Annotated in this window: 11 protein-coding genes; all 11 read right to left on the reverse strand. The window is 69.3% G+C overall.

Features of this window, described 5'->3' with window-relative positions; genetic code table 11:
- Window positions 1–323, reverse strand: a 323-nt coding sequence (locus MCBG_RS13045; protein ID WP_043325881.1) for a DivIVA domain-containing protein, incomplete at its 3' end; no start/stop codon positions are given.
- A 22-nt stretch (window positions 324–345) separates the two neighbouring features.
- Window positions 346–1491 carry a dual-specificity RNA methyltransferase RlmN gene (gene rlmN / locus MCBG_RS13050; RefSeq protein ID WP_043325883.1) on the reverse strand — a complete coding sequence of 382 codons (1146 nt, stop codon included), beginning with the start codon at window positions 1489–1491 and terminating at the stop codon, window positions 346–348.
- A gap of 104 nt (window positions 1492–1595) precedes the next feature.
- Window positions 1596–2936: a phosphatidate cytidylyltransferase gene (locus tag MCBG_RS13055; RefSeq protein ID WP_043325887.1), complete on the reverse strand. Its 1341-nt coding sequence runs from the start codon at window positions 2934–2936 to the stop codon at window positions 1596–1598.
- A 251-nt stretch (window positions 2937–3187) separates the two neighbouring features.
- Window positions 3188–3745, reverse strand: coding sequence for a ribosome recycling factor (gene frr, locus MCBG_RS13060; RefSeq protein ID WP_043325889.1), 558 nt, complete (start codon window positions 3743–3745; stop codon window positions 3188–3190).
- 87 nt (window positions 3746–3832) lie between these two features.
- Window positions 3833–4600: a UMP kinase gene (gene pyrH, locus MCBG_RS13065; protein ID WP_043325891.1), complete on the reverse strand. Its 768-nt coding sequence runs from the start codon at window positions 4598–4600 to the stop codon at window positions 3833–3835.
- 158 nt (window positions 4601–4758) lie between these two features.
- Window positions 4759–5586 (reverse strand): translation elongation factor Ts, encoded by an 828-nt coding sequence (tsf, locus tag MCBG_RS13070; RefSeq protein WP_030504245.1) that lies wholly within the window; start codon window positions 5584–5586, stop codon window positions 4759–4761.
- Window positions 5587–5716: 130 nt separating this feature from the next.
- Window positions 5717–6568, reverse strand: a complete 852-nt coding sequence (gene rpsB / locus MCBG_RS13075; RefSeq protein WP_043325892.1) for a 30S ribosomal protein S2 — start codon at window positions 6566–6568, stop codon at window positions 5717–5719.
- A 330-nt stretch (window positions 6569–6898) separates the two neighbouring features.
- Entirely contained in the window at window positions 6899–7963 is a 1065-nt protein-coding gene (locus MCBG_RS13080; RefSeq protein WP_043325893.1) for a hypothetical protein, read from the reverse strand.
- A 598-nt stretch (window positions 7964–8561) separates the two neighbouring features.
- Window positions 8562–9029, reverse strand: a complete 468-nt coding sequence (locus tag MCBG_RS35190) for an SUKH-3 domain-containing protein (RefSeq protein WP_084789514.1) — start codon at window positions 9027–9029, stop codon at window positions 8562–8564.
- A gap of 3 nt (window positions 9030–9032) precedes the next feature.
- Complete coding sequence (locus MCBG_RS13085; RefSeq protein WP_157560781.1) at window positions 9033–15956, reverse strand: RHS repeat-associated core domain-containing protein; 6924 nt, start codon at window positions 15954–15956, stop codon at window positions 9033–9035.
- A 161-nt stretch (window positions 15957–16117) separates the two neighbouring features.
- On the reverse strand, window positions 16118–19645 hold the full coding sequence (locus MCBG_RS13090) for a LamG domain-containing protein (RefSeq protein WP_140946286.1): 3528 nt from the start codon (window positions 19643–19645) through the stop codon (window positions 16118–16120).
- Window positions 19646–20104 lie beyond the last annotated feature (459 nt).

The raw sequence follows: 20104 nt of genomic DNA on the forward strand, positions 1-20104 counted from the left end.
ATGCCCCTGTCGTCGCGCATCGGCGGGCCGAGCCGGTCGGGAATCCGGGGGTCGCCACCGCGCCCGGCGGGGGCGCCACCGCGCTCCTCCAGCTCGGCGAGCTGCCGCTCGACCCGGTCGAGGTGCAGGTCCACCTGCCACTCGTCGTAGCCGTTGAAGCGGACCCGGAAGACGACGTCGTGGACCTCCTGGGAGGCCACGGGCGCGCCGACCGGCTGACCGGCGAGTGTCGCCTCGACCCGGTCCAGGAAGGCGTCGACCTCGTCGACCTTGTATCCCCGGCGGAGCGCCTTACGCCGGAAACGCTGACCCTGACTCGCCACTATGTCTCCTGGTCTCGTACCGCTACGCCGTTGCCGCGCGTGAGTCGCCGTCCGTGTCCCCGGCGGCGGCGAGCTGGCCACACGCCCCGTCGATCTCGCGTCCCCGGGTGTCCCGCACGGTGGTCGACACCCCGGCGTCGCGCAACCGCCGGACGAACTCCCGCTCGACCGGCTTCGGGCTGGCGTCCCAGCGGCTGCCCGGAGTCGGGTTGAGCGGGATCAGGTTCACGTGGGCCAGCTTGCCGGCCAACAGCCGCCCGAGCAGATCTGCTCTCCACGGCTGGTCGTTCACGTCCTTGATCATCGCGTATTCGATGGACACGCGACGCCCCGTCGTGGCCGCGTAGTCCCACGCCGCGTCCAGCACCTCGGACACCTTCCAGCGCTGGTTGACCGGGACGAGTTCGTCGCGCAGCTCATCATCGGGGGCATGCAGCGACAACGCAAGGGTCACGGAGAGGTCTTCGCTGGCCAGTCGCCGGATCGCCGGGACCAGCCCGACCGTGGAGACGGTGATGTGCCGCTGCGACAGGCCCAGGCCCTCCGGCGCCGGAGCGACCAGCCGGCGGATCGCCGCCACCACCCGCGAGTAGTTGGCCAGCGGCTCGCCCATGCCCATGAACACCACGTGCGACAGCCGCGGCGGCGAGCCGGACACCGCGCCGGAGGCGGCCACCCCGGCCAGGTAGACCGCCTGGTCGACGATCTCGGCGGTGGACAGGTTGCGGGTCAGCCCGGCCTGGCCGGTCGCGCAGAACGGGCAGGCCATGCCGCACCCGGCCTGGCTGGAGATGCAGACGGTCACCCGGTCCGGGTAGCCCATCAGCACGCTCTCCACGAGCGAGCCGTCGTGCAGCCGCCAGAGCGCCTTACGGGTCGCGCCGTCGTCGCAGGCCAGCTCGCGTACCGGGGTGAGCAGGGTGGGCAGCAGCTCACCCGCCAGCCGCTCCCGGGTCGCCGCCGGCAGGTCGGTCATCCGCTCCGGGTCGCGCACCAGGCGGCCGAAGTAGTGGTTGGAGACCTGCTTGGCGCGGAACGCCGGCTCGCCCAGCTCGGTGACGAGCGCCTGCCGGCCGGGCAGGTCCAGGTCGGCGAGGTGGCGCGGAGGCATCGAGGGTCGGCGGCCGCGGGCGTCGGGGTCTACGGAGATCAGCGGGAGACTCGTCATGGCGCGTCCAGTCTGACACGCTCCCGCCCGGACGCACCCGTCCGTACGTGTCGAATCGCCCCCGGCCGCCCGGCCCGCCGCGGGTCTCCGCCGTGACGCATACCTCAGCTCACCACCGGGACGAACACGGCGAGCAGAAGGTAGGCCACCGGCACCGCGAACAGGATCGAGTCGAGCCGGTCCATCAGACCGCCGTGCCCGGGCAGCAGGTTGCTCATGTCCTTGACGCCGAGATCCCGCTTGATCATCGACTCGGCGAGGTCGCCGAGCACCGCGGAGACCGAGATCGCCATCCCGAACAGCGCGCCCCACCAGGGCGCCACGTCGAACAACACCCACAGCAGCACCGCGCTGCCCGCCGCCGCGGCGGTCACCGAGCCGGCGAAGCCCTCCCAGGACTTCTTCGGGCTGATCGTGGGCGCCATCGGATGCTTGCCGAACGACACGCCGGCCGCGTACCCGCCGGTGTCGGAGAGCACCACCGCGACGAGCGTCACCAGCACCCGCAGGTGCCCGTCGCCCGGCGCCGCCGCGAGCATGGCCGCGAACCCGGCGAGGAACGGCACGTACACCGCGATCAGGGTGGCCGCGGTGAGGTCGCGCTGGTAGTTGCCCGGCCCGTCGCCCAGCCGCCAGATCATCGTGCCGAGCACCGTGACCAGCAGGCCGAGGCAGAGCGCGTCCGGGCCGGCGAACCAGGCCAGGCCCACCGTGATCACGCCACCGGCGACCAGCGGCGCCAGCGGCGGGTGGGCGCCGCTGCGGCGTACCGCCCGGGCCATCTCCCAGATGCCGATCCCGACCGCGGTCGCCAGCACGGCCAGGAACGCCGGCATGAAGAAGAACAGCGGCACCACCACCGCGGCGCCGAGTGCCACCCCGACGCCGATCGCGGCCGGCAGGTTGCGCCCCGCCCGGGACGTCGTCGGCGTGGTGGTCGGCGGACGCTCGGCGCTCGCCCGCCGTCGCCCCCGACCCCGGCGACCGGGCGGCGGCTCGGGCTCGGGCTCGTCGCGTACCGCCGGGATCTGGTCGGTGGGCTCGTCGCGCACCGGCGCGATCTGCGCGGTCGGGTACTCGTCGTCACGGGGCGGCTCACCCCACGGGCCGCGGCGCTCCGGCCCGTCGGGCCGGCCGCGGTCGCCGGCCGGCGGTCCGTCGTACCGGCCCGGTCCGTCGTGGCGCCGACCGCTGTTCGGGTACGGCCCGGCGTACGTGTCCGGGCCGGCATAGGTGTCCGGGGCGGCGTACGTGTCCGGGGCGGCGTACGTGTCCGGGGCGGCGCCGGGGCGGGCGTAGCCGCCCGGCTCGGTCGGGTGGGTGGGCGCCGCCGGGGCGGGCCGCCAGGGGCCCGGCTCCAGATCGGTGTCCGGCCAGGGCAGAGCGGGGGCCGGACGGTCCCAGCCACGCGGCTCGGTGCTGCCGTAGGGGTCGGGGTGGGACATCACGCACCGGCAGCCGGTACGAGAGCCACCACATGACGCAAGACCAAAACCATCCCCTACCGGCGTGAGACTTCTGTTGACCGACCGACGGCCGGGCGACCCCCGCCGTTCACCCCGTGGTGGCCGGGAATCGTGCCGAGCCTACTGCACCCGCCGGAGCCCCGAGGGTCTGCGCCGCCGGGCACGACGACGGCACCGGGCCGCCGCCCGTGCGGGCGACGGCGGCGGTGCCGTGCGGGGTACGCGCGCGCTCAGACCTCGAGCAGCTCGTTCTCCTTGTGCTTGACCAGCTCGTCGACGGTAGCGACGAAACGCTGGGTCAGATCGTCCAGCTCCTTCTCCGCGCGCCGGCCCTCGTCCTCGCCGACCTCGCCGTCCTTGACCAGGCGGTCCAGCTCCTCCTTGGCCTTGCGGCGGATGTTGCGGACGGCGACCTTGGCCTCCTCGCCCTTCTGCCGGGCGACCTTGATCATCTCCCGGCGCCGCTCCTCGGTCATCTGCGGCAGGACGATGCGGAGCTGGTTGCCCTCGTTGTTCGGGTTGGCCCCGAGGTCCGAGTCGCGGATCGCCTTCTCCATGGCGCCCAGCTGCGAGTTGTCGTACGGCTTGATGATCACCATGCGGGGCTCGGGCACCGCGATGGAGGCCATCTGCGGCAGCGGGGTCGGGCTGCCGTAGTAGTCGATGACGATCCGGGAGAACATGGCGGCGTTGGCGCGACCGGTACGGATCCCGCCGAACTCCTCCTTGGCGTGCTCGATGGCACGCTCCATCTTCTCCTCCGCCTCGAGGAGGGTGTCGTCGATCACCGGTCTCCTCGCCTCCTTCTGTCGCTCGTCGTGGGTAGTGCGGGTGCCGCCGTGGCAGAGGGACCGCTTGTCGATCCGGCGGGCCGGTCAGGCGGTGATCAGGGTGCCGATCTTCTCACCGGCGACGGCCCGGACGATGGTGTCGTCGCCCTGGGCGCCGAAGACCAGCATCGGCAGGCCGTTCTCCATGCAGAGGCTGAACGCGGCGGCGTCGGCCACCCGCAGGTTACGGCGCAGCACCTCGGAGAAAGTGATCGAGTCGAGCTTGCTCGCGGTCGGGTCGATCCGGGGGTCGGCGGTGTACACCGCGTCCACGCCGTTCTTGCTCATCAGCACCACGTCCGCGCGGATCTCCAGCGCCCGCTGGGCGGCCACCGTGTCGGTGGAGAAGTACGGCATGCCGGCGCCCGCGCCGAAGATGACCACGCGGCCCTTCTCCAGGTGCCGGATCGCCCGCAGCGGGATGTACGGCTCGGCGACCTGGGCCATGGTGATCGCGGTCTGCACCCGGGTCTCGATGCCCTCCTTCTCCAGGAAGTCCTGGAGGGCCAGGCAGTTCATGACCGTGCCGAGCATGCCCATGTAGTCCGCGCGGGCCCGGTCCATGCCCCGCTTCTGCAGCTCGGCGCCGCGGAAGAAGTTGCCGCCGCCGACCACCACGGAGACCTGCACACCACGGCGTACGACGGTGGCGATCTGCCGGGCGATGCCCTGCACGACGTCGGGGTCGACACCGATCGCGCCGCCGCCGAAGACCTCACCGGAGAGCTTCAGCACCACCCGGCGGGACCGACCGGGAGGAGGCGCGGTCGGATCCTCCATCGCCAGGCTCCGGTCACTCACAACCTGCGTCATCCGCCCCGCCCCTTCTCCCCGCGCATAGCGCGGGCGTCGCGTACGTGCCCTTGCCGACCCTATGTGACGAGGAGGCCGCGGTGCCTGTCACGTACACCGGCGGCCTCCTCGTCGACGTTCTCCCCTGTGCCCGGGCCCGGAAGGCCCGGCGCGGCGGCTCAGGCCTGGCCGACCTCGAACCGCAGGAAGCGGGTCACCTCGATGCCGGCGTCGGCCAGCACCTGCTTGACGGTCTTCTTGTTGTCGGCGACCGACGCCTGCTCCAGCAGGACGAAGTCCTTGAAGAAGGCGTTCACCCGGCCCTCGACGATCTTCGGCAGCGCCGCCTCGGGCTTGTTCTCCTCGCGGGCGGTCTGCTCGGCGATGCGCCGCTCCGACTCGACGGTCTCGGCCGGCACCTCGTCGCGGGTGAGGTACTTCGGCCGCATCGCGGCGATCTGCATGGCCACGGCGCGCGCGTCGGCGTCCGCCGCCTCGTCGGTCTTGCCGGTGAACTCCACGAGCACGCCGACCGCCGGGGGCAGGTCCTGGCTCTTGCGGTGCAGGTAGACCGCGGTGGTGCCGTCGAGCTTGGCGAAGCGGTTGAGCACCAGCTTCTCGCCGATCTTGGCGGACTGCTCCTGGATCAGGTCGGCCACGCTCTTGCCGTCGATGCTGCTGGCGAGCAGCTCCTCGGCGTTGGTGGCGCCGCTGGCCACGCCGTGCTCGACGAGCTGCTGGGCCAGCGCGATGAAGGCGTCGTTCTTGGCGACGAAGTCCGTCTCGCAGTTGAGCTCGAGCAGCGCCTGGCCGGAGTGGGCGACGAGCCCGTTGGCGGCGGTGCGGCCGGCCCGCTTGCCGACGTCCTTGGCGCCCTTGACGCGCAGGATCTCGACGGCCTTGTCGAAGTCGCCCTCGGCCTCCGTCAGCGCCTTCTTGGAGTCCATCATGCCGGCGCCGGTGAGGTCGCGGAGCTTCTTGACGTCCGCGGCGGTGAAGTTGGACATGACTCTCTCTTCGGTGTCAGTGAGGTGGTCTGGGGTGCTGGTTACCCGGTTCCGGGCCGGTGCTGCCGCCCGGCGTACCCGTCGCGCCCCACCGCCGGGAATCGCCGACGGTGGGGACGCGACGGCGAGATCACTCGGCGGCGGCGGTCGCCGGCTGCTCGGCAGCGGCGGCGGCGGGCTGCTCGTCGGCCTTCTTCGGCTCCTCGAGCAGCTCACGCTCCCACTCGGCCAGCGGCTCGTCGGCGGCGACCTGGCCGGCCTCGGGCTTCTCGTCCGCGCCCCGGTTACGGCCGGAGCGGGCGATCAGACCGTCGGCGACGGCGGCGGCGACGACCTTGGTCAGCAGCTCGGCCGAGCGGATGGCGTCGTCGTTGCCCGGGATCGGGAAGTCGACCTCGTCCGGGTCGCAGTTGGTGTCGAGCACGGCGATCACCGGGATGCCCAGCTTGCGGGCCTCGTCGACGGCGATGTGCTCCTTCTTGGTGTCGACGATCCAGACCGCGGCCGGGAGCTTCTGCATGTCCCGCAGACCACCGAGGGTCTTGGTGAGCTTGATCTTCTCGCGGGAGAGCTGGAGCGTCTCCTTCTTGGTGTAACCGGCGGCGGTGCCGCTCAGGTCACCCAGGGCCTCCAGCTCCTTCATCCGCTGCAGCCGCTTGTACACGGTCTGGAAGTTGGTCAGCATGCCACCGAGCCAGCGGTGGTTGACGTACGGCTGGCCGACCCGGGTCGCCTGCTCGGCGATGGCCTCCTGGGCCTGCTTCTTGGTGCCGACGAACAGGATGCTGCCGCCACCGGCGACGGTGGTGCGGACGAACTCGTACGCCTTCTCGATGTAGTCGAGCGTCTGGCGCAGGTCGATGATGTAGATACCGTTGCGCTCGGTGAAGATGAAGCGCTTCATCTTCGGGTTCCAGCGCCGGGTCTGGTGCCCGAAGTGCACACCGCTTTCCAGCAGCTGACGCATGGTCACGACGGCCATGGTGGGTTACTCCTACTGTGTCCCTGGTTGTCCGTCCGGCCGGCGGCCGGACGCCTGGCACCCGGTCGGCGGCCGGGGTGGGCCCGGGTGAAGAACCGGGACCAGGGAGGCCGTCGCCCCACGGAGGAGACCGTGGAAAGGGCACGCGAGGTCGACCGCGCGAGGCGGTCGCCAGTCGACCAGTGTACGCGCCCTGTCCGCCGCACGGCCCTCGGGTGCGGGAGGCGGCCTTGCTCAAACCTTGATCGACTCCGGTACGGCGAAGTGGCGGTGTCAACCTGCCTGTGACACCGCCACTTCGGCGTACTGGTTCAGCGGTCGTCCATCCGCTCAGCCCGCCGCGAGGGCTGCGGCGAGGAAGAGGACCAGCCCGACCGTCAGGTACGCCGTCGGCGGGCGCAGCCAGCCCCGGCTGCCGTCGGCCAGCGCCAGCCCGCCGGTGCGCAGCCCGTACAGGCCGGTGCCGAAGATCGGCAGTCCGACGGTCAGGAACATGCCCACCACCACGTGCGACGTCGACACCGGGTCGCCGAACAGGCCGTGCAGCAACACCCGTACCGCCGGCACCTCCAGCACCAGCACCATCACCGCCAGCAGCACCGCGAGCGCCGGACGCCGGGTCCGGTAGACGCCGTCACCGGGCGGCGGACCGTCCGGCCGGGGCATGAGTGCCGGCATCGGGCCGGTCGGCATCTCCAGCGGATTCGGGGTCGCCGCCGGCTCGGCCGGACCGGCCGGGCGCTCACCGATCCGCAGCGGAGTCGCCTCGCCGGGGTTGAGCCGCGCCGCGGCCGACGGGTCCGTCCCACCGGTCACCGGCGGCTCGGCCGACCGGCCGGTGTCCACGATCGGGTAGCCGCCGAGCGGCCCCGGACCGGCCTGGCCGGCAGCGCCGCCGAGGGCCAGCGCGTTGCCGCCACCGCGCGGATCGGCGTTGTGAGCGGCCAGGCCGTACGGGTCGCCGCCGGTACGGGACGCGCCGTCGGAGGCCGGGGTGCCGAGCGGGCTCGCCGGCGCCGCGCTCAGCGGGTTGCCGTGCGCGGCGGTGCCGAGCGCGTCCACACCACTGCGGGACACCGCGGCGAGCGAATCGTCCGCGGACTCGCGGGCCGCCCGCCGCCCGGCACGTGACCCGGGCAGCTCACCGGAGACCTCCGGGTCGTCCGGCCGCTGCGACCGCCAACTGCTCGTGTCGTCCACCAGCGGGTCGGCGGCGGAGTACCGGCCCGGCTCGGCGTACCGGCTCTCACCGGCCCGCTGCTCCGGCGTGCGGTAGTCGTCGTCGCGGTAGCGGGGCTCACCCGCGGCGCGCCAGTCCGACTCGTATCCGCGGTCGCCCCATCGCGACCCCTGCTCATCCTCGGGATAGCTCCGTCGTCCGTCCACGACCGGCACGGTATGCGACCGGCTCCAGCCGCGCCATTCGGGTCCGGTGGACATCGTCCCAGCTCGCACGGACTATCTCGCGTCATCGGATCGTCGCATCTCGTGAGTTGGGCGCGACGGTCGCCTAGTGAGGCTCGACGCCTGCTGGCACTCGCTACCGTCGAACCCGCCCCGCTGAGGTGCACCACTTGACCGATCCGCAGGCCGCCGACCAACGGGTGCACCAAGAGGCCACGTAGGGCCGAACGGGGCAAATCTTCGGCCACGACGGACATGCCCCCGTAACGCCGCCCCCTCAGCGACCCACCTCTTCGTGGCAGCCAGCGGAAGCCAGGGCACTACTCAGCATGTCACCCTCACCCCGATGAGACACAACCGAAGACGCGCCGGCACTCAGGGCAGCGTTGGCATGGGAAGCCGAACGCCTCCTGCCCGCGGAGTAGCTAACTGGGGCAGCCCACTCCACAACCGGAGGCATTCGTCTCCACGCCCACTCACGTTGCGCAGCAATAGCATAGCTGTGAGTTGTGGCGGTGGCGGCTTGGACGCATCCAACCACTCCGGGCATCCTGAGCGGGAAAGCTCAATAAGCCCCGCCGCCACAGGCTCACTGAGCCGCCCAGTCGCCCAAGAAGGATGGGCGGACTCCATTCTTCATCATCGAGAACATGTCGTTCCGACTATTCCCATATCGGTAGACCGAGGAATCGAATCCCGCGTAAAACCTGCCATCACTCCCTGAATATATGGTCAAATGAAAGCTGTCGACTCCAACTGGCATGAGAGCGACGCCAGCCACTGTCGCACAGCGCCGGGATATCCTCGCGTCCCGCACTGTACATACGGCCGACGGTTCAAACCGAGTCCAGCTGGCAATCCTTTCCCCTGCGATGAGGAGGGTTGGAGGATGCTCAACCGTCAGGCCGATGTATTGACCCAAGAATGCGTGACCCTCCTCGTGACACTCAAATCCTGCCCGCTTCAGATTCGCCGCGACAACTTCTATTTCAGGCAACCCGCCAGCCGCCCTCGAATTGGACGAGCCGAGGAACCCGAACAGTTCTGCTTCATGCATAGTTCACCTTGACAGGTCAGTCGCTCCACGCCGCACGAGGACGCTTTGACAGGATAGGCATGCCGCCTCCGAGACACCAGTTGCATTGCGAACAGTCAAGAACTCGATGTCACTCAAACGTAGCGAGCGTCCGGCTCGAGCCTCGAACGCCGCTCCGTGCTCTGCGATAAGAGCGTTGCAAGCCCGAATCTCCGCGCAGTTGTCGGCCCCTCGGCCCGCAATCTGCCCGCCATCCGCAAGAGCGGAATCGATCTCGGGCTCGAAATAGGCTGGACGGGACGAATGGCCAGAGTGGCCGATCGAAACCATGTCGGTCCCTCGAAACCGGGCTGCGGCAGTCATCGTGGCGTCTTCGGGCGCTGATCGCGCTGCGGCTCTAGCCTCAGATCCGCAGTTGTGCACGAGTACCGGAGTGTTGCCGGCCACCACATAGTACGTGTGGACGACGGAGACCGTCAGGTCGCGCATCACCTCGCTGCCGCTGAAGTTGCGGACCTTGACGACGTTCACCGTCGACCCGTCCGCCGCGAGCAGCCCTTCGGCGGCCTTAAGCTCACCCGCGCCGACCCACTGCTCGCGGGTGACGCTCCAGAACGGGTGGTGCTGCGTGGTGTCGATCGTCGACACAGCGCCCTTGCCGTCGCGGACGACCAGGTCGGTCAGGGCGTCGTCCCGGTTGATGTGCAGCTTTTCCACCGTCTGGGCACTGGTGGCCCCGCGCTCGGGGTCGTGGGCGAGGACCTGGTCGCCCTCACGCACCTCGGCGATCGGCTGCGTCGTCCCGTCGGCCATGAGGACCGGGGTGTCCGGCGAGAAACTGTGTGTCGGGCAGCCGCCCTTGGAGCTGGGTGCGCCTCCGCCGTTGTTTCCGCCGGTCTTGCCCTTGGCCGGCGCGACGGGCTCCTTTTTCGGAGGTTCGGGCGTCTTCGGTGCCGGTGGCCGCGGAGTCTCCCGGATCTCCTTCTTCAGCAAGGCCATCTCTTTGGCCTCGGCCGCCGGGTTGATCGACGGGGGCTTGCCCCACCTGATGCGCGCCACGACTGCGCCGGCCTTGTCGGCTCCCCAGTCGATGACCTTCTTGCACCACCTGCCGAGCTTGCAGGCCCAGTCGAGTCCGGGCACGACCGAGACGCCGGACAGCGCGGCCTCCCGCCAGTTTCCTTCGGTGGCGTAAATGACCGCGTTGACGCCGTCACATCCCGCGCCCAGACCGATGAGGAAAAGGCCACACGCCTCAAGGGACTCGTGCGTCTTCTGTCGGCCGGTCTTCTTCGTCGGCCCCCCACTGCCGTCGTTGCGGCTGGGACCATGGCCCTGGCCGGTCTTGCCCTCCGCGTAGTTCTGGCACGCATAGCCCCCGAGGCCGCTGCAAACAACAATGTTGTTGGCCGTCGGGTTGAGGTACTCGGGGATGATCAGACCGCTCGGGTCGCTGAACGTGACCGGGTTGTTCGACGCGTAGGTGTAGGCGGACAGCTGCTGCGGGTTGCCCGGGTCGTTGATCGGGTCGACCGAGATGAACCGGCCGATGGTCGGGTCGTACTCGCGGGCTCCGAGATGGGTCAGGCCGGTCGGGTCCTGATAACCACCGAGGAACCCCTGCTGGTTGGGCCAGGTGACCGCCGCTCCCCGGGGCGACCCGTACGGCGTCTGACGGCGCTGGGTGATGGTCTGGTTCGTGTCGTTGGCGACGCTGACCTGTGAGGTCCCCTGGTGGTCACTGGCCAGCCAGGTGATGCCGGTGACGGTGCGCTGCGCGACCACCTCCCCGCCGAACGAGTAGTAGCGAGTGGCTGTCACCTGCCCGGTGGTGCCGTTCTTGCGGATCTCCTGATCCCCGAGGAACAGGGTGCTTCCGGTGGGATCGGTGGCGATGAGCCGGTTACCGCTCGCGTCGTAGATGTAGGAGCTGGTGCCGGTGCTGTCGGTCACCGAGGCCAGGTGCCCCTCGACGTCCCAGGTGAGGGTCTGCTGCCCGGACTTGCCGGGCCGGCTCTTCGTGTTGCCGGCCTCGTCGTAGGTGTACGAGCCGGTGGTCGTGCCGGTGTTGTCGGTCCTGCTCCACCCGTTGAGCCGGTGCGACTGCGGCGTGCCCGCCGTCGGGTAGGAGTAGGACGTCGTCACCGTCCCCGTCGGGGTCCCGCGCTCGATCTGGGTGCGGCGATTGCCGATGCGGCCCTCCGGGTCGTTCGGCGCGCCGAACGACCACTGCTGCCAGTACGGTGCCGGGCCGCCCAGTTGCGTCTCGGTCTGCGGTTTTGCCGTGCAGTCGAAGGAAGCCGGAGTCCACGCCTCGGTGAGCCGGCGCTGGTGGTCGTAGGTGAAGCACTGGGTGTCGCGGGGACGGGCGCCCGTGTTGTCATCGATCTTGGTGATGTTGCCGCTGGCGTCGTAGTCGTAGAACGTGTTCAGCACATACGAGGGGGCGACTGAGCGTGTCACCGAACTGCTGCTGACCCGGCCCGTGGTCTCGTCGTACAGAGTCTTGCTCTGGACCGACTTCGCGCCCGTCAGCGCGGTGGCGCGGGTGATGGTGTTCAGTTCGTGCATGTCGCTGTAGCCGGCGTCGACCACGTAGTAGGTGGCGTCGATGTAGTCGGTCGCCAACCGGTCCAGCAACGCGTGCGTGGTGTCGTACTTGTAGTTCAGCACCTCCTGGTCGAGGCCACCCGCGGCCGGGATGGTGAGCGTGTTGGGTGAGCCGTCGCCCAGGAAGCTCGCCTTCGACGTGAAGCTACAGGTGACCTTGCCGATACCGCAGAAGCCGGCCTGCGACGCCGGGAGGGTGAGCTTGGTCTGCGTCGTGTTGTACATCTTGTCGACGGACACGACCTCGGAGCGGTACTCCTCGGACCCGATCCACCGCGACGACGACTTGGCGATGCCCTTGACCGGCGAGTCGTAGGTCAGCTCGGTGCGCTTCTGCCCCGTCAGGCTGCCCTCGTGGGTGGTGCGCAGCCGTCCGACCTCGTCGTAGGCGTACCAGAGGTCAGGCGTGTCGGGGCGGGAGTCAGTGGTCCTCTCCAACTCCCCGAGGGTGTTGTACGACCTGGTGGACGTACCGGCGTCCGGGTCGCTCGACGAGATCAACCGGCCCTGGATGTCGTAGGTGTAGGACCAGGTGTTGCCGGACGGGTCCTTGACGGTGGCCAACTGGCCGACCGGGTGGTAGGTGTACCTGGTCTCGTCGTAGGTCCCGGTAGCGGTCCGCCCGTGGTACTGCCAGAGCTTCTCCGTCCGGCCGTACGGGTCGGTCCACACCGTGGTGGCGGCCTGCCCGACCGGCGGCTCCACGGTGACGTGGTCACCGTGATACGTGGTCGAGGTTCTGGCCTTCTCGACCTGGACGCTCGCGACCGAGCCGAGAAGCAGGGAGTGAGTCTGTCGGCCGGCGTTGTCGTAGATCGCCTGGGTCTGGCTCGGCACGTCCTGGTCGAGCCGGGACATGATGATCGAGGTGTCGATCGCGCCGGAGTCGTAGTAGGCCGAGTTGGACTTGTAGATGCGACCGGCCGCGTCATAGAACGTCTCGGTCATGATCCGGCCGCTGCGATGGGCCGGTTCCTGCGTCTGCCGTTGGCGGCCCAGCGCGTCGAAGATCATGTACGAGGTGTCGTTACCACCGAGAGCGTTCACCGCGGTGGTCACCACGTACGACGGCGCGGTCTTCGACAGCGTGTAGGCGTAACTGGTCGACGGGGCGTTGGGATAGGTGGCGCGCTCCCGGTTGGGCAACCACACCTGGAGAGCGCGGCCCAGGGCGTCGTAGGTGTACTCGGTGACGTAGTTGTTGACGTCGGTGCTCTTGAGCGCGAGGCCGGTGGCCGGGTCGAGGTCCACAGTTGTGGTCCACTGCAACGGGTTGGTGGTCGTCCGCTGGGTGACCGGCCCACCGGTGGCCGGGACGTACGCGGTCGTCGTCTTCTTCCCGGCGATGTCGGTGACCTCGGTCGTGCGGCCTCGAAGGTCGTACTTGGCTGTCCCCACCTGCTGGTAGGTGCGGTTGCCGCCGGCGAAGGCCACGATCTTCTCGGTCGCGGTGAGCAGCCCCTTGTCCGGCGCCGTGCCGTACGCCTGCCCGTCGTAGCTGAACCGGACGTCACCGAGGATCTGGTTGGTGTCGGTGGGCGTGGTGGAGCACGCTCCGACCCAGCCGTGGATTCGCTTGACCGGCGTGAGCAACCACCGGGTGGCGTTGCGGATGTACTCGGTCTTGCTGCACCGCTTGTCCCCGGTGGCGCCGCCGTCGGGGCTGTCCTCCTGGGTGGTCGGCATGCCGTAGTCGTCGAAGTCGGTGGTCGACGTGCTGCGCCGCCAACCGGAGTCCGTGGCGGTGCGGGAACTCACCGTGCGTACCCGGGTGTACCGGGATTCGGCGACTGGGCTTCCCGCCCGGGTGGCCGTCGCCTCGGAGCGCCACATCGTGTATACGGTTGCGGACAGGACGTTTCCGTCCAGCCAGGTGATCGTCTCGCGGGGCGAGCCGCTGAAGTGGTCGTAGTCGTTTACCGCCCCGCCTTCCAGACCCTGGACCTGCGTCGTGCGGGTGCTGCCGTTGGCGAGCTTGTCGCCGTACATCCCTCGGTAGTAGAGGGTTTCGGTCTTGGTCCGCGCGGGGCCCTCACCGACGTAGGTCACCACGCGGGGGAAGCCACGCCACTGCGACCAGGTACGGCGGTCGTTCGGAGTGATGCCGGTGTCGTCGTCGTGGTGCCACAACGCCTCGTTGTTGGTGTTGAGGTACTCGTACGCGGTGCGCAGCGGCCTCGACCCTCCGGTGGGGTCGATCTGCTGGACCTCCTCCACGACGTACTTGTGGAAGAAGTCGGTGACCTTGTCCCTGCCGTTGGGTGCCCACTCGACCGGATAACAGAGCAGTTTGTTCTTGTCCAGCGCGTCCTTCGAGGGCATCACGCTGCCGCGGACGCATTGCGGCTGCTTGTAGGTGACGAAGATCTGCCCGCCGGTCTCCAGGGTGATCAGGTTGACCCGGTGCCAGTTCATCGCCAGGGCCCAGTCGCTGCCGCCGGCGTCCACCCGGTTCGGCATCTGGATGCCGGAGAAGGTCACCTCCGGCGTCGTGATCGTGCCACCGTTGAGACCCTTGTGGGTGATGCCTTCGAGCCAGAGACCGGCCCTCGTGCCGTCACCGGGGTCGAGGAACGCGTGGCGGAAGGTCCACGAGTCCGCCTTCTGGTAGGCCGAGGCGGACGCCTTCCACGCCTTGGTGGTGATCTCCGTGGTGCGCTTTGCGGACCAGAACGTGGGAGAGCCGTTGGTACACGGGTTGGTCGAGGCGGTGCAACTCTGGTCCCAGGGAGTGTCCGGCCAGTTCGTCGCATTCTTCGTGGTGCAGTTCTGCAGACACCGGTCCACGTTCGTGAACTCGATACGTCCCGGCACATTCTCGATGTACGGCGACGTGGCGGCGTACTCGTTGTCGTCCCGGTTGTCGCTGCCGTAATCGATGCGGGTCAGGTAGCCGGCCCGGTCGTAGACGACGGGCGTCGTGCCCGTCAGATTCTTGGCGTAGTAGTTGGTCTCCTTGGCCCACCAGTAGGACATGGTGTTGCCGTGGATGTCCTGGACGTAGTCGAGGTTCCACCGCCAGGCCTGCGGCTTCCCGTTGCAGTCGGAGGCGGCGAAGGTGCCGGCGTTGCAGGGTTCGCCCGGGTTGTTGCCGTACACCGGGACGGTCAGCACGGAGTTGGTCGTCGGACGGCCGGTGGCCCAGCCGGGAAGCCGGTGACGTCCGAACCAGTACTGGGTGCCGTCGGTGCCGGTGACCTTCCAGTATTCGTTGTCGTTGTCGCCGTTGGCGTACGCCGACGCGGTGAGCAGCTCGACCTTGGTTCCGTTCTCGCTGCGGGGGTGCCAGGTGCCGTCGCTGCCCTTGAGCAGTTCGACGGTGCTGCCGTTGAGCGACATGACGGCGTTCTCCGGGCCCCAGCACAGGTCACCGGTCTTGACCGTGTTGTTCGCGTTGCCACCCATGTCGTCGGCGCACGCCTTGTAGCGCCGCTCCACGAAACCGGGAGAGAACTCGAAGCCCTCCCCGAACAGGCTCGGCTGGTTGTTGGTCGCCGCGTGCCGACCGTCCACGGACTGCGAGGAGTAGCCGAGGCCGAGGGTCGGTTCCGGTCCGCCGGGGCCCGGCGGGACACGCATCGGGTACGACCACTGGAAGCTGCCGGTGGCACCGCTGTGGCTCCACGACGACGTGGAGGCGAGGCTGGAAGCGGCGAAGTCGCCGGCTCCACCGGACGGGCCGGCGGTCAGGGCGAAGACCGCGGCGGCCTGGGCCTCGGGCACCGACACGGTCGTGGTGACCGTCCGGGTCCGCACGTCGTTACGCGAGTTCAACGGCGTGCTGCGGCAGTCCGCTGCGGCGGGGGTGCTCAGGGCACAGTCGGGCAGCTGCGCCAGCCGCAGTCTCGACGCCCAGTCACCGCCGTACGCGGTCGCGAAGGCGGCGTAGTCGATACCCACCTCGACCGGGCCGGCCGCCCGCACCCCGTCAGTGCGTCCGAGGCGTACCAGTAGGCCGTTGATGCCGGCCGCTTCGGCCTGGGCCTTCGGCAGGACCTCGACCCGGACCTTGGCGGGCGCGGCCACCGCGCTTCGGTTGGCCGAGGACGCGGTAGCCGGCCGGACCGTGACCGGCAGCGACCCGGCCCGGCTCGGTTTTGCCGCTACGCCGGCGGTCGCCGCCAGTGACACCTCGGCGGAGCCCGCCGTTGGCCAGACCGGTGCGGGGCGCCGCACCTTGGCCGCCGCGGCGTCCTTGTCGGGAATCCGCTTGCTGGACGCGGCCTTGTGCAGCGGGGCGGAGGAGTACCGCTGCGGGTCTAGGTGGAGGGCCTGCTCCGGCCGCTCCGCGCGGGCCGGCAACTGGCCACCGAGCGTGGCGGCGAGGACCGTGGCCAACCCCGCGACGAGGGTACGACGGGCGCCCCGTCGCACCGCGACGCTGACCCGCATCCCCCCACCGCCTGGTTGCGGCCGGCCGGATCGATTGATTCTCATTTCTGCCCTTCAAGAACGAGAGGTTGCCGCACCTGCGTTGCGGACGGGACCGGAGACCCGGGTCAGTCGGTTGCGGCGAACGCCGCCTGGACCTCTGCGGCGCTCAGCGCGCCCTGCCATACCTGGACACGGTCGATGTCACCGTTGAAGTAGTCGGTGGGCGCCCCCCACCTGCCTCGGCCGACCGCCAGCCCGCCTGTTCCGTGCCACGGGTTGAAGGTGGGGGTGAGCTGACTGAACAAATTGCCGTCCACGTAGAGGCTCATCGTCCGGCTCGTGGCATCCTGCACGGCCGTGAGGTGCGTCCACTGGTTGACGAGGCAGGTGCTGCCGGTCACGTAGAACCCAGGCGCGGAGGTCAAGTCGCCGGAGCGGAGCATGATCGACCACTTCGACCCGTTCGCGTCGGTACGACAGCTCAGGAACGAACTGGAGATGTTCACACCGTCCTGGGCGATCACCGTGCGGGCGCCCGCGCCGCCTGCGAACCGCACCCACGCCGAGACGGTGTACGACTGGTCGGTGCGCAGCACCGGACCGCTGGTCTGTGCGGCACCCGAGATTCCGTCGAAGCGCAGGGCAGTCGATCCGTTGAAGCCCTCCGTGGTCCAGTTCGCGGCCGGCGCCGGACCGAGAGTCAGTGGTGTCCGGTAGTCGGAGGAGTCGCCCGATTCCCTCGGCTCGTCCTGGTCGTCACTGTCCATGTCCCACTGGCCGACCCGGACGGGCGCCACGATCTCGGACAGGTCCGTCTCCGGGTCGATGACCCGGTCCCAGACCCGGGCCTCGCTGATGGCGCCGTTGATCCAACCGGTCGGTGCCCCGTTGCGCGCAGCACCGATCGTCAGTGGCCCGGACGCGGACCAGACGGAGGCGTTGGCCATGCCCACGCCCTTGCGGACCCCGTTCACGTACAACGAGAGCTGGTTGGTCGAGCCGGCATCGTAGACACCGGCGAGGTGTACCCACACGCCCGGTTGCACCGGCTCGGTACCGCACGCGGGTGACGGGGTCGCCAGAGCGTTCACCGTGTCCGATGCGTAGCTGACCCAGCACCATCGCTGCTTCGCCGGATGGTACTGGAGTTCGAACGGGCTCTTGTTCGTGCCGACCTGCGCCATGACCACCCCACCGACCACATCGGCGCGGACCCAGGCAGCGAAGGAGAAGCTGCGGGTGGTGTCGATGACCGGGCCTGTGGTCGCGGCCTGATCGTCGCCGTCGAACTTGACCGCCCAGTCCTTGCCGCTTCGCCGGCTCGTACCCAGCACACGCGAGTCCGCCCAGGCCGGGGACGGGCTCATGGTCGCCACCGGAGCGCCCTCGACCTTGTTGTTCAGGATCAGACCGGTTCCCTCATCCATCGCCCAGTGCGCGACCGGACCGGATGGGTCGCCTGCCAGGAAGGCGTAGTCGTAGGGGGCGGACGAGTTCCCGGCCTGGTCGCGGCTGCGGACGGTCAGCACGTTCTCATGCCGCAGCGTGGGCGTCGCCACCGTGGTGGCGGTGCCGCCGAGACTGCTGGCACGCACGACCATCTCCGGACCACCGTTCATCTGGTAGACGTAGTCGTATACGTCGGCGGCGCCGTTGGCCGAGAAGGTGAAGCGCCCGGTGTAACCGACCGATCCCCGCAGGTCCTGGTTCGTGCCCCGGGGCGGCGACTCCAGGTAGAGGCCGTCGGCGGCGACGACTCCGGGGGTCGCCTCGGGTGCGGAGTAGTCGACGGAGAACTCGCACCACGGGGACGCCGTGGAGGAACCGCCGAGGGTGTCCTTGGTCTGCACCTGCCACCGGTAGATCTCGCCGTTGACCGTCTTCGCGGACAGCTGCAACTCGGCCTTGGCTCCGGGCGCGACCCCGGAGTCGGTCTTGGGCCAGCCGGACACGTTCGTCCAGGTGCCACCCACCAGCTTCTGGAGGGTGAAGACGCCGGAGAGGCTGCCACCACCGCTGCCGTCCGGGTCACTGACCGTCGCCTTCAGCCACGGGAAGTCCGAGCGCACTGCCGGCCGTGACGTACCGGTCACACACGCCTGCGGCGGGGCGGTGTAGCCGGCGTGGGTCGACAGTTGTGCAGCCGTCGGGGTGTTGGGGTTGGTGTTGTACTCCACCGTCAGCTTGGTCTGCACAGGGTCGAACTTCTTCCACCAGTTGCTCGTCGACTCCGATGTGCCGTCGGACTCGCGGGTCGACAGCGCCAGCGTGTAGATCTCCTGGCCCCGGTTGGCGCTGATGTCGGCGGTGACGTTCGGGCTGGCGAACTCCATCGGCTGGTCCGGCTGGGGGTCGTCGGGGCAGCCCTCACCGGTGGATGGCTTGTGGGCGTGCCCGGACCGCTTCTCCAACCACTTGGAGAAGCTCGGCCCGGACCAGGTCTGCTTGCCTGTGGTCGCCATGTCGGCCGTCCGCCAGAGGTTCACTGGGGTGTTGCCGCAGTCCCACGAGTGCGTCATCTCCGTCAGGAACTTGGCGCTGCGGATGGTCTTGCCGGACAGCGACGTGAGCTTGAACGAGAAGTACGACCGGTAGGTGCCGGACCCCTCGGGGTCCCGGCCGACGCGGGCCACACCGTCGTTGCGGGTCGCGTTGTTGGTGCTCGAGTAACCCCACCGGGTCTTCTCGATTGTGCTCCACGGATCGATGACCACTGGGTAGACCGTGTTCTTGCCCCGCAGCAGCGCCTGGTCCGGCACGATGACCAGGTCGTCGCCCTGCACCCGGGTCGGAATTTCCGCCTTGCGCGCGTGGTCCGGCGCGACCCGCAACGACTCGCGCCGGTCCCAGGCGGCGAAGTCGGCTGCCGCCCGGCTCGTCCCCGCACGCGCCTTCGGCGCCACCCCGGCCGAATCCCACATCAGCGCACCGCCCGCGGACAGCATCGGGCTACCGGTCGGGTCGACCACCTCGAATCCGCCGCCGGCCTTGGACCGCTTGGTCAGCGACCCCGTCGTCCGCAGCGAGAAGCGCAACTCGTTCAACATCGGGTTCGCCGCGGCCTGCGCGGACTTCACCACGAGCGCCCAGGTGAACCCGTCGCGCAAGGCCCGCAGCCGCAGGTCCACGTCCGGCAGCACCGAGGCGTAGACGGCGGTGTCGCCGTCGAGCGAGGGGGCCGGGAGCTCCCCCGGCCAGGACAACGACACCTGCCCGTCGGCCACCGGCAGCCGAATTGCCGGTGCGCTTCCGCCCTGGCTGAACGTCACGTCGGCCAGCGTCGCCACGGGCCCCAGCGAACCGTCGGCTCGCCGTTCGAGCCGGGTATCGATCCGTTGCCACGAGTTGTTGTTGCGAGTCTTCGTCCACTGCGGCTCCACGTATGACTCCAGCACCAGGTTGCCCTGGGGCGTGGCGAGCACACGTGAGTTCTCGCTCTTGAGGCTGGTGACCTCGACCTGCATCTTGAGCTTCCTGGCCTGCGCCAGCGCGTCGACCTCGCCCAGCACGGGTGCGTCCGGGGACGCCGGCGGTTCGGCCACCGCTGGCGACGGCAGCAGGGTCGGGCTGCCGACCGCGATCAGGGCCAGCGTGACGACTGCGGCGGCGAAACCGCGACGACGCCACGCGAAAACCGATCCAGGTGCTCTCACCTAGACACTCCTCATTGCGTTTTGGCACGTCAGAGGGCCGTGCGGGGCACGGGACTCAAGGCGTGGAAATCAAGAACCTGTAGCGGACGGCGGTCGCTCCGGCGCCCGACGTCGGGATGTGTCAGCGCGAGCGGCTCGTCAGCGGGCGAGTTGATCGACGACTGGTCGGCGAGAGTGGCTCAGCGCGACGGTCGTTCTATAGATCAAGCTCAAGTTCATTACAGCCCCCGTTCATTGCTCCTCAGCGATGCGACAGTAAAGATCAGCTACACGCCCTGTAAAGAGGCGTCACAACTGGTTAGCGCAAACCGCCCACATGCTCCCGAGGTCGTCACCGCCGTCACCGTCCGCCACTGGCGTCTCGCATGTACGGCCGGCAGCCTTACCACATCGATCCGGTGATCGTGGCTCCGTCCACAACCGTCAGCTTGTCCACAGGGCAGCCGCATCCGTCCCGCC

This window comes from Micromonospora sp. M42, assembly GCF_000568915.1.
In the GTDB taxonomy this organism is placed as follows: Bacteria; Actinomycetota; Actinomycetes; order Mycobacteriales; family Micromonosporaceae; genus Micromonospora; species Micromonospora chalcea.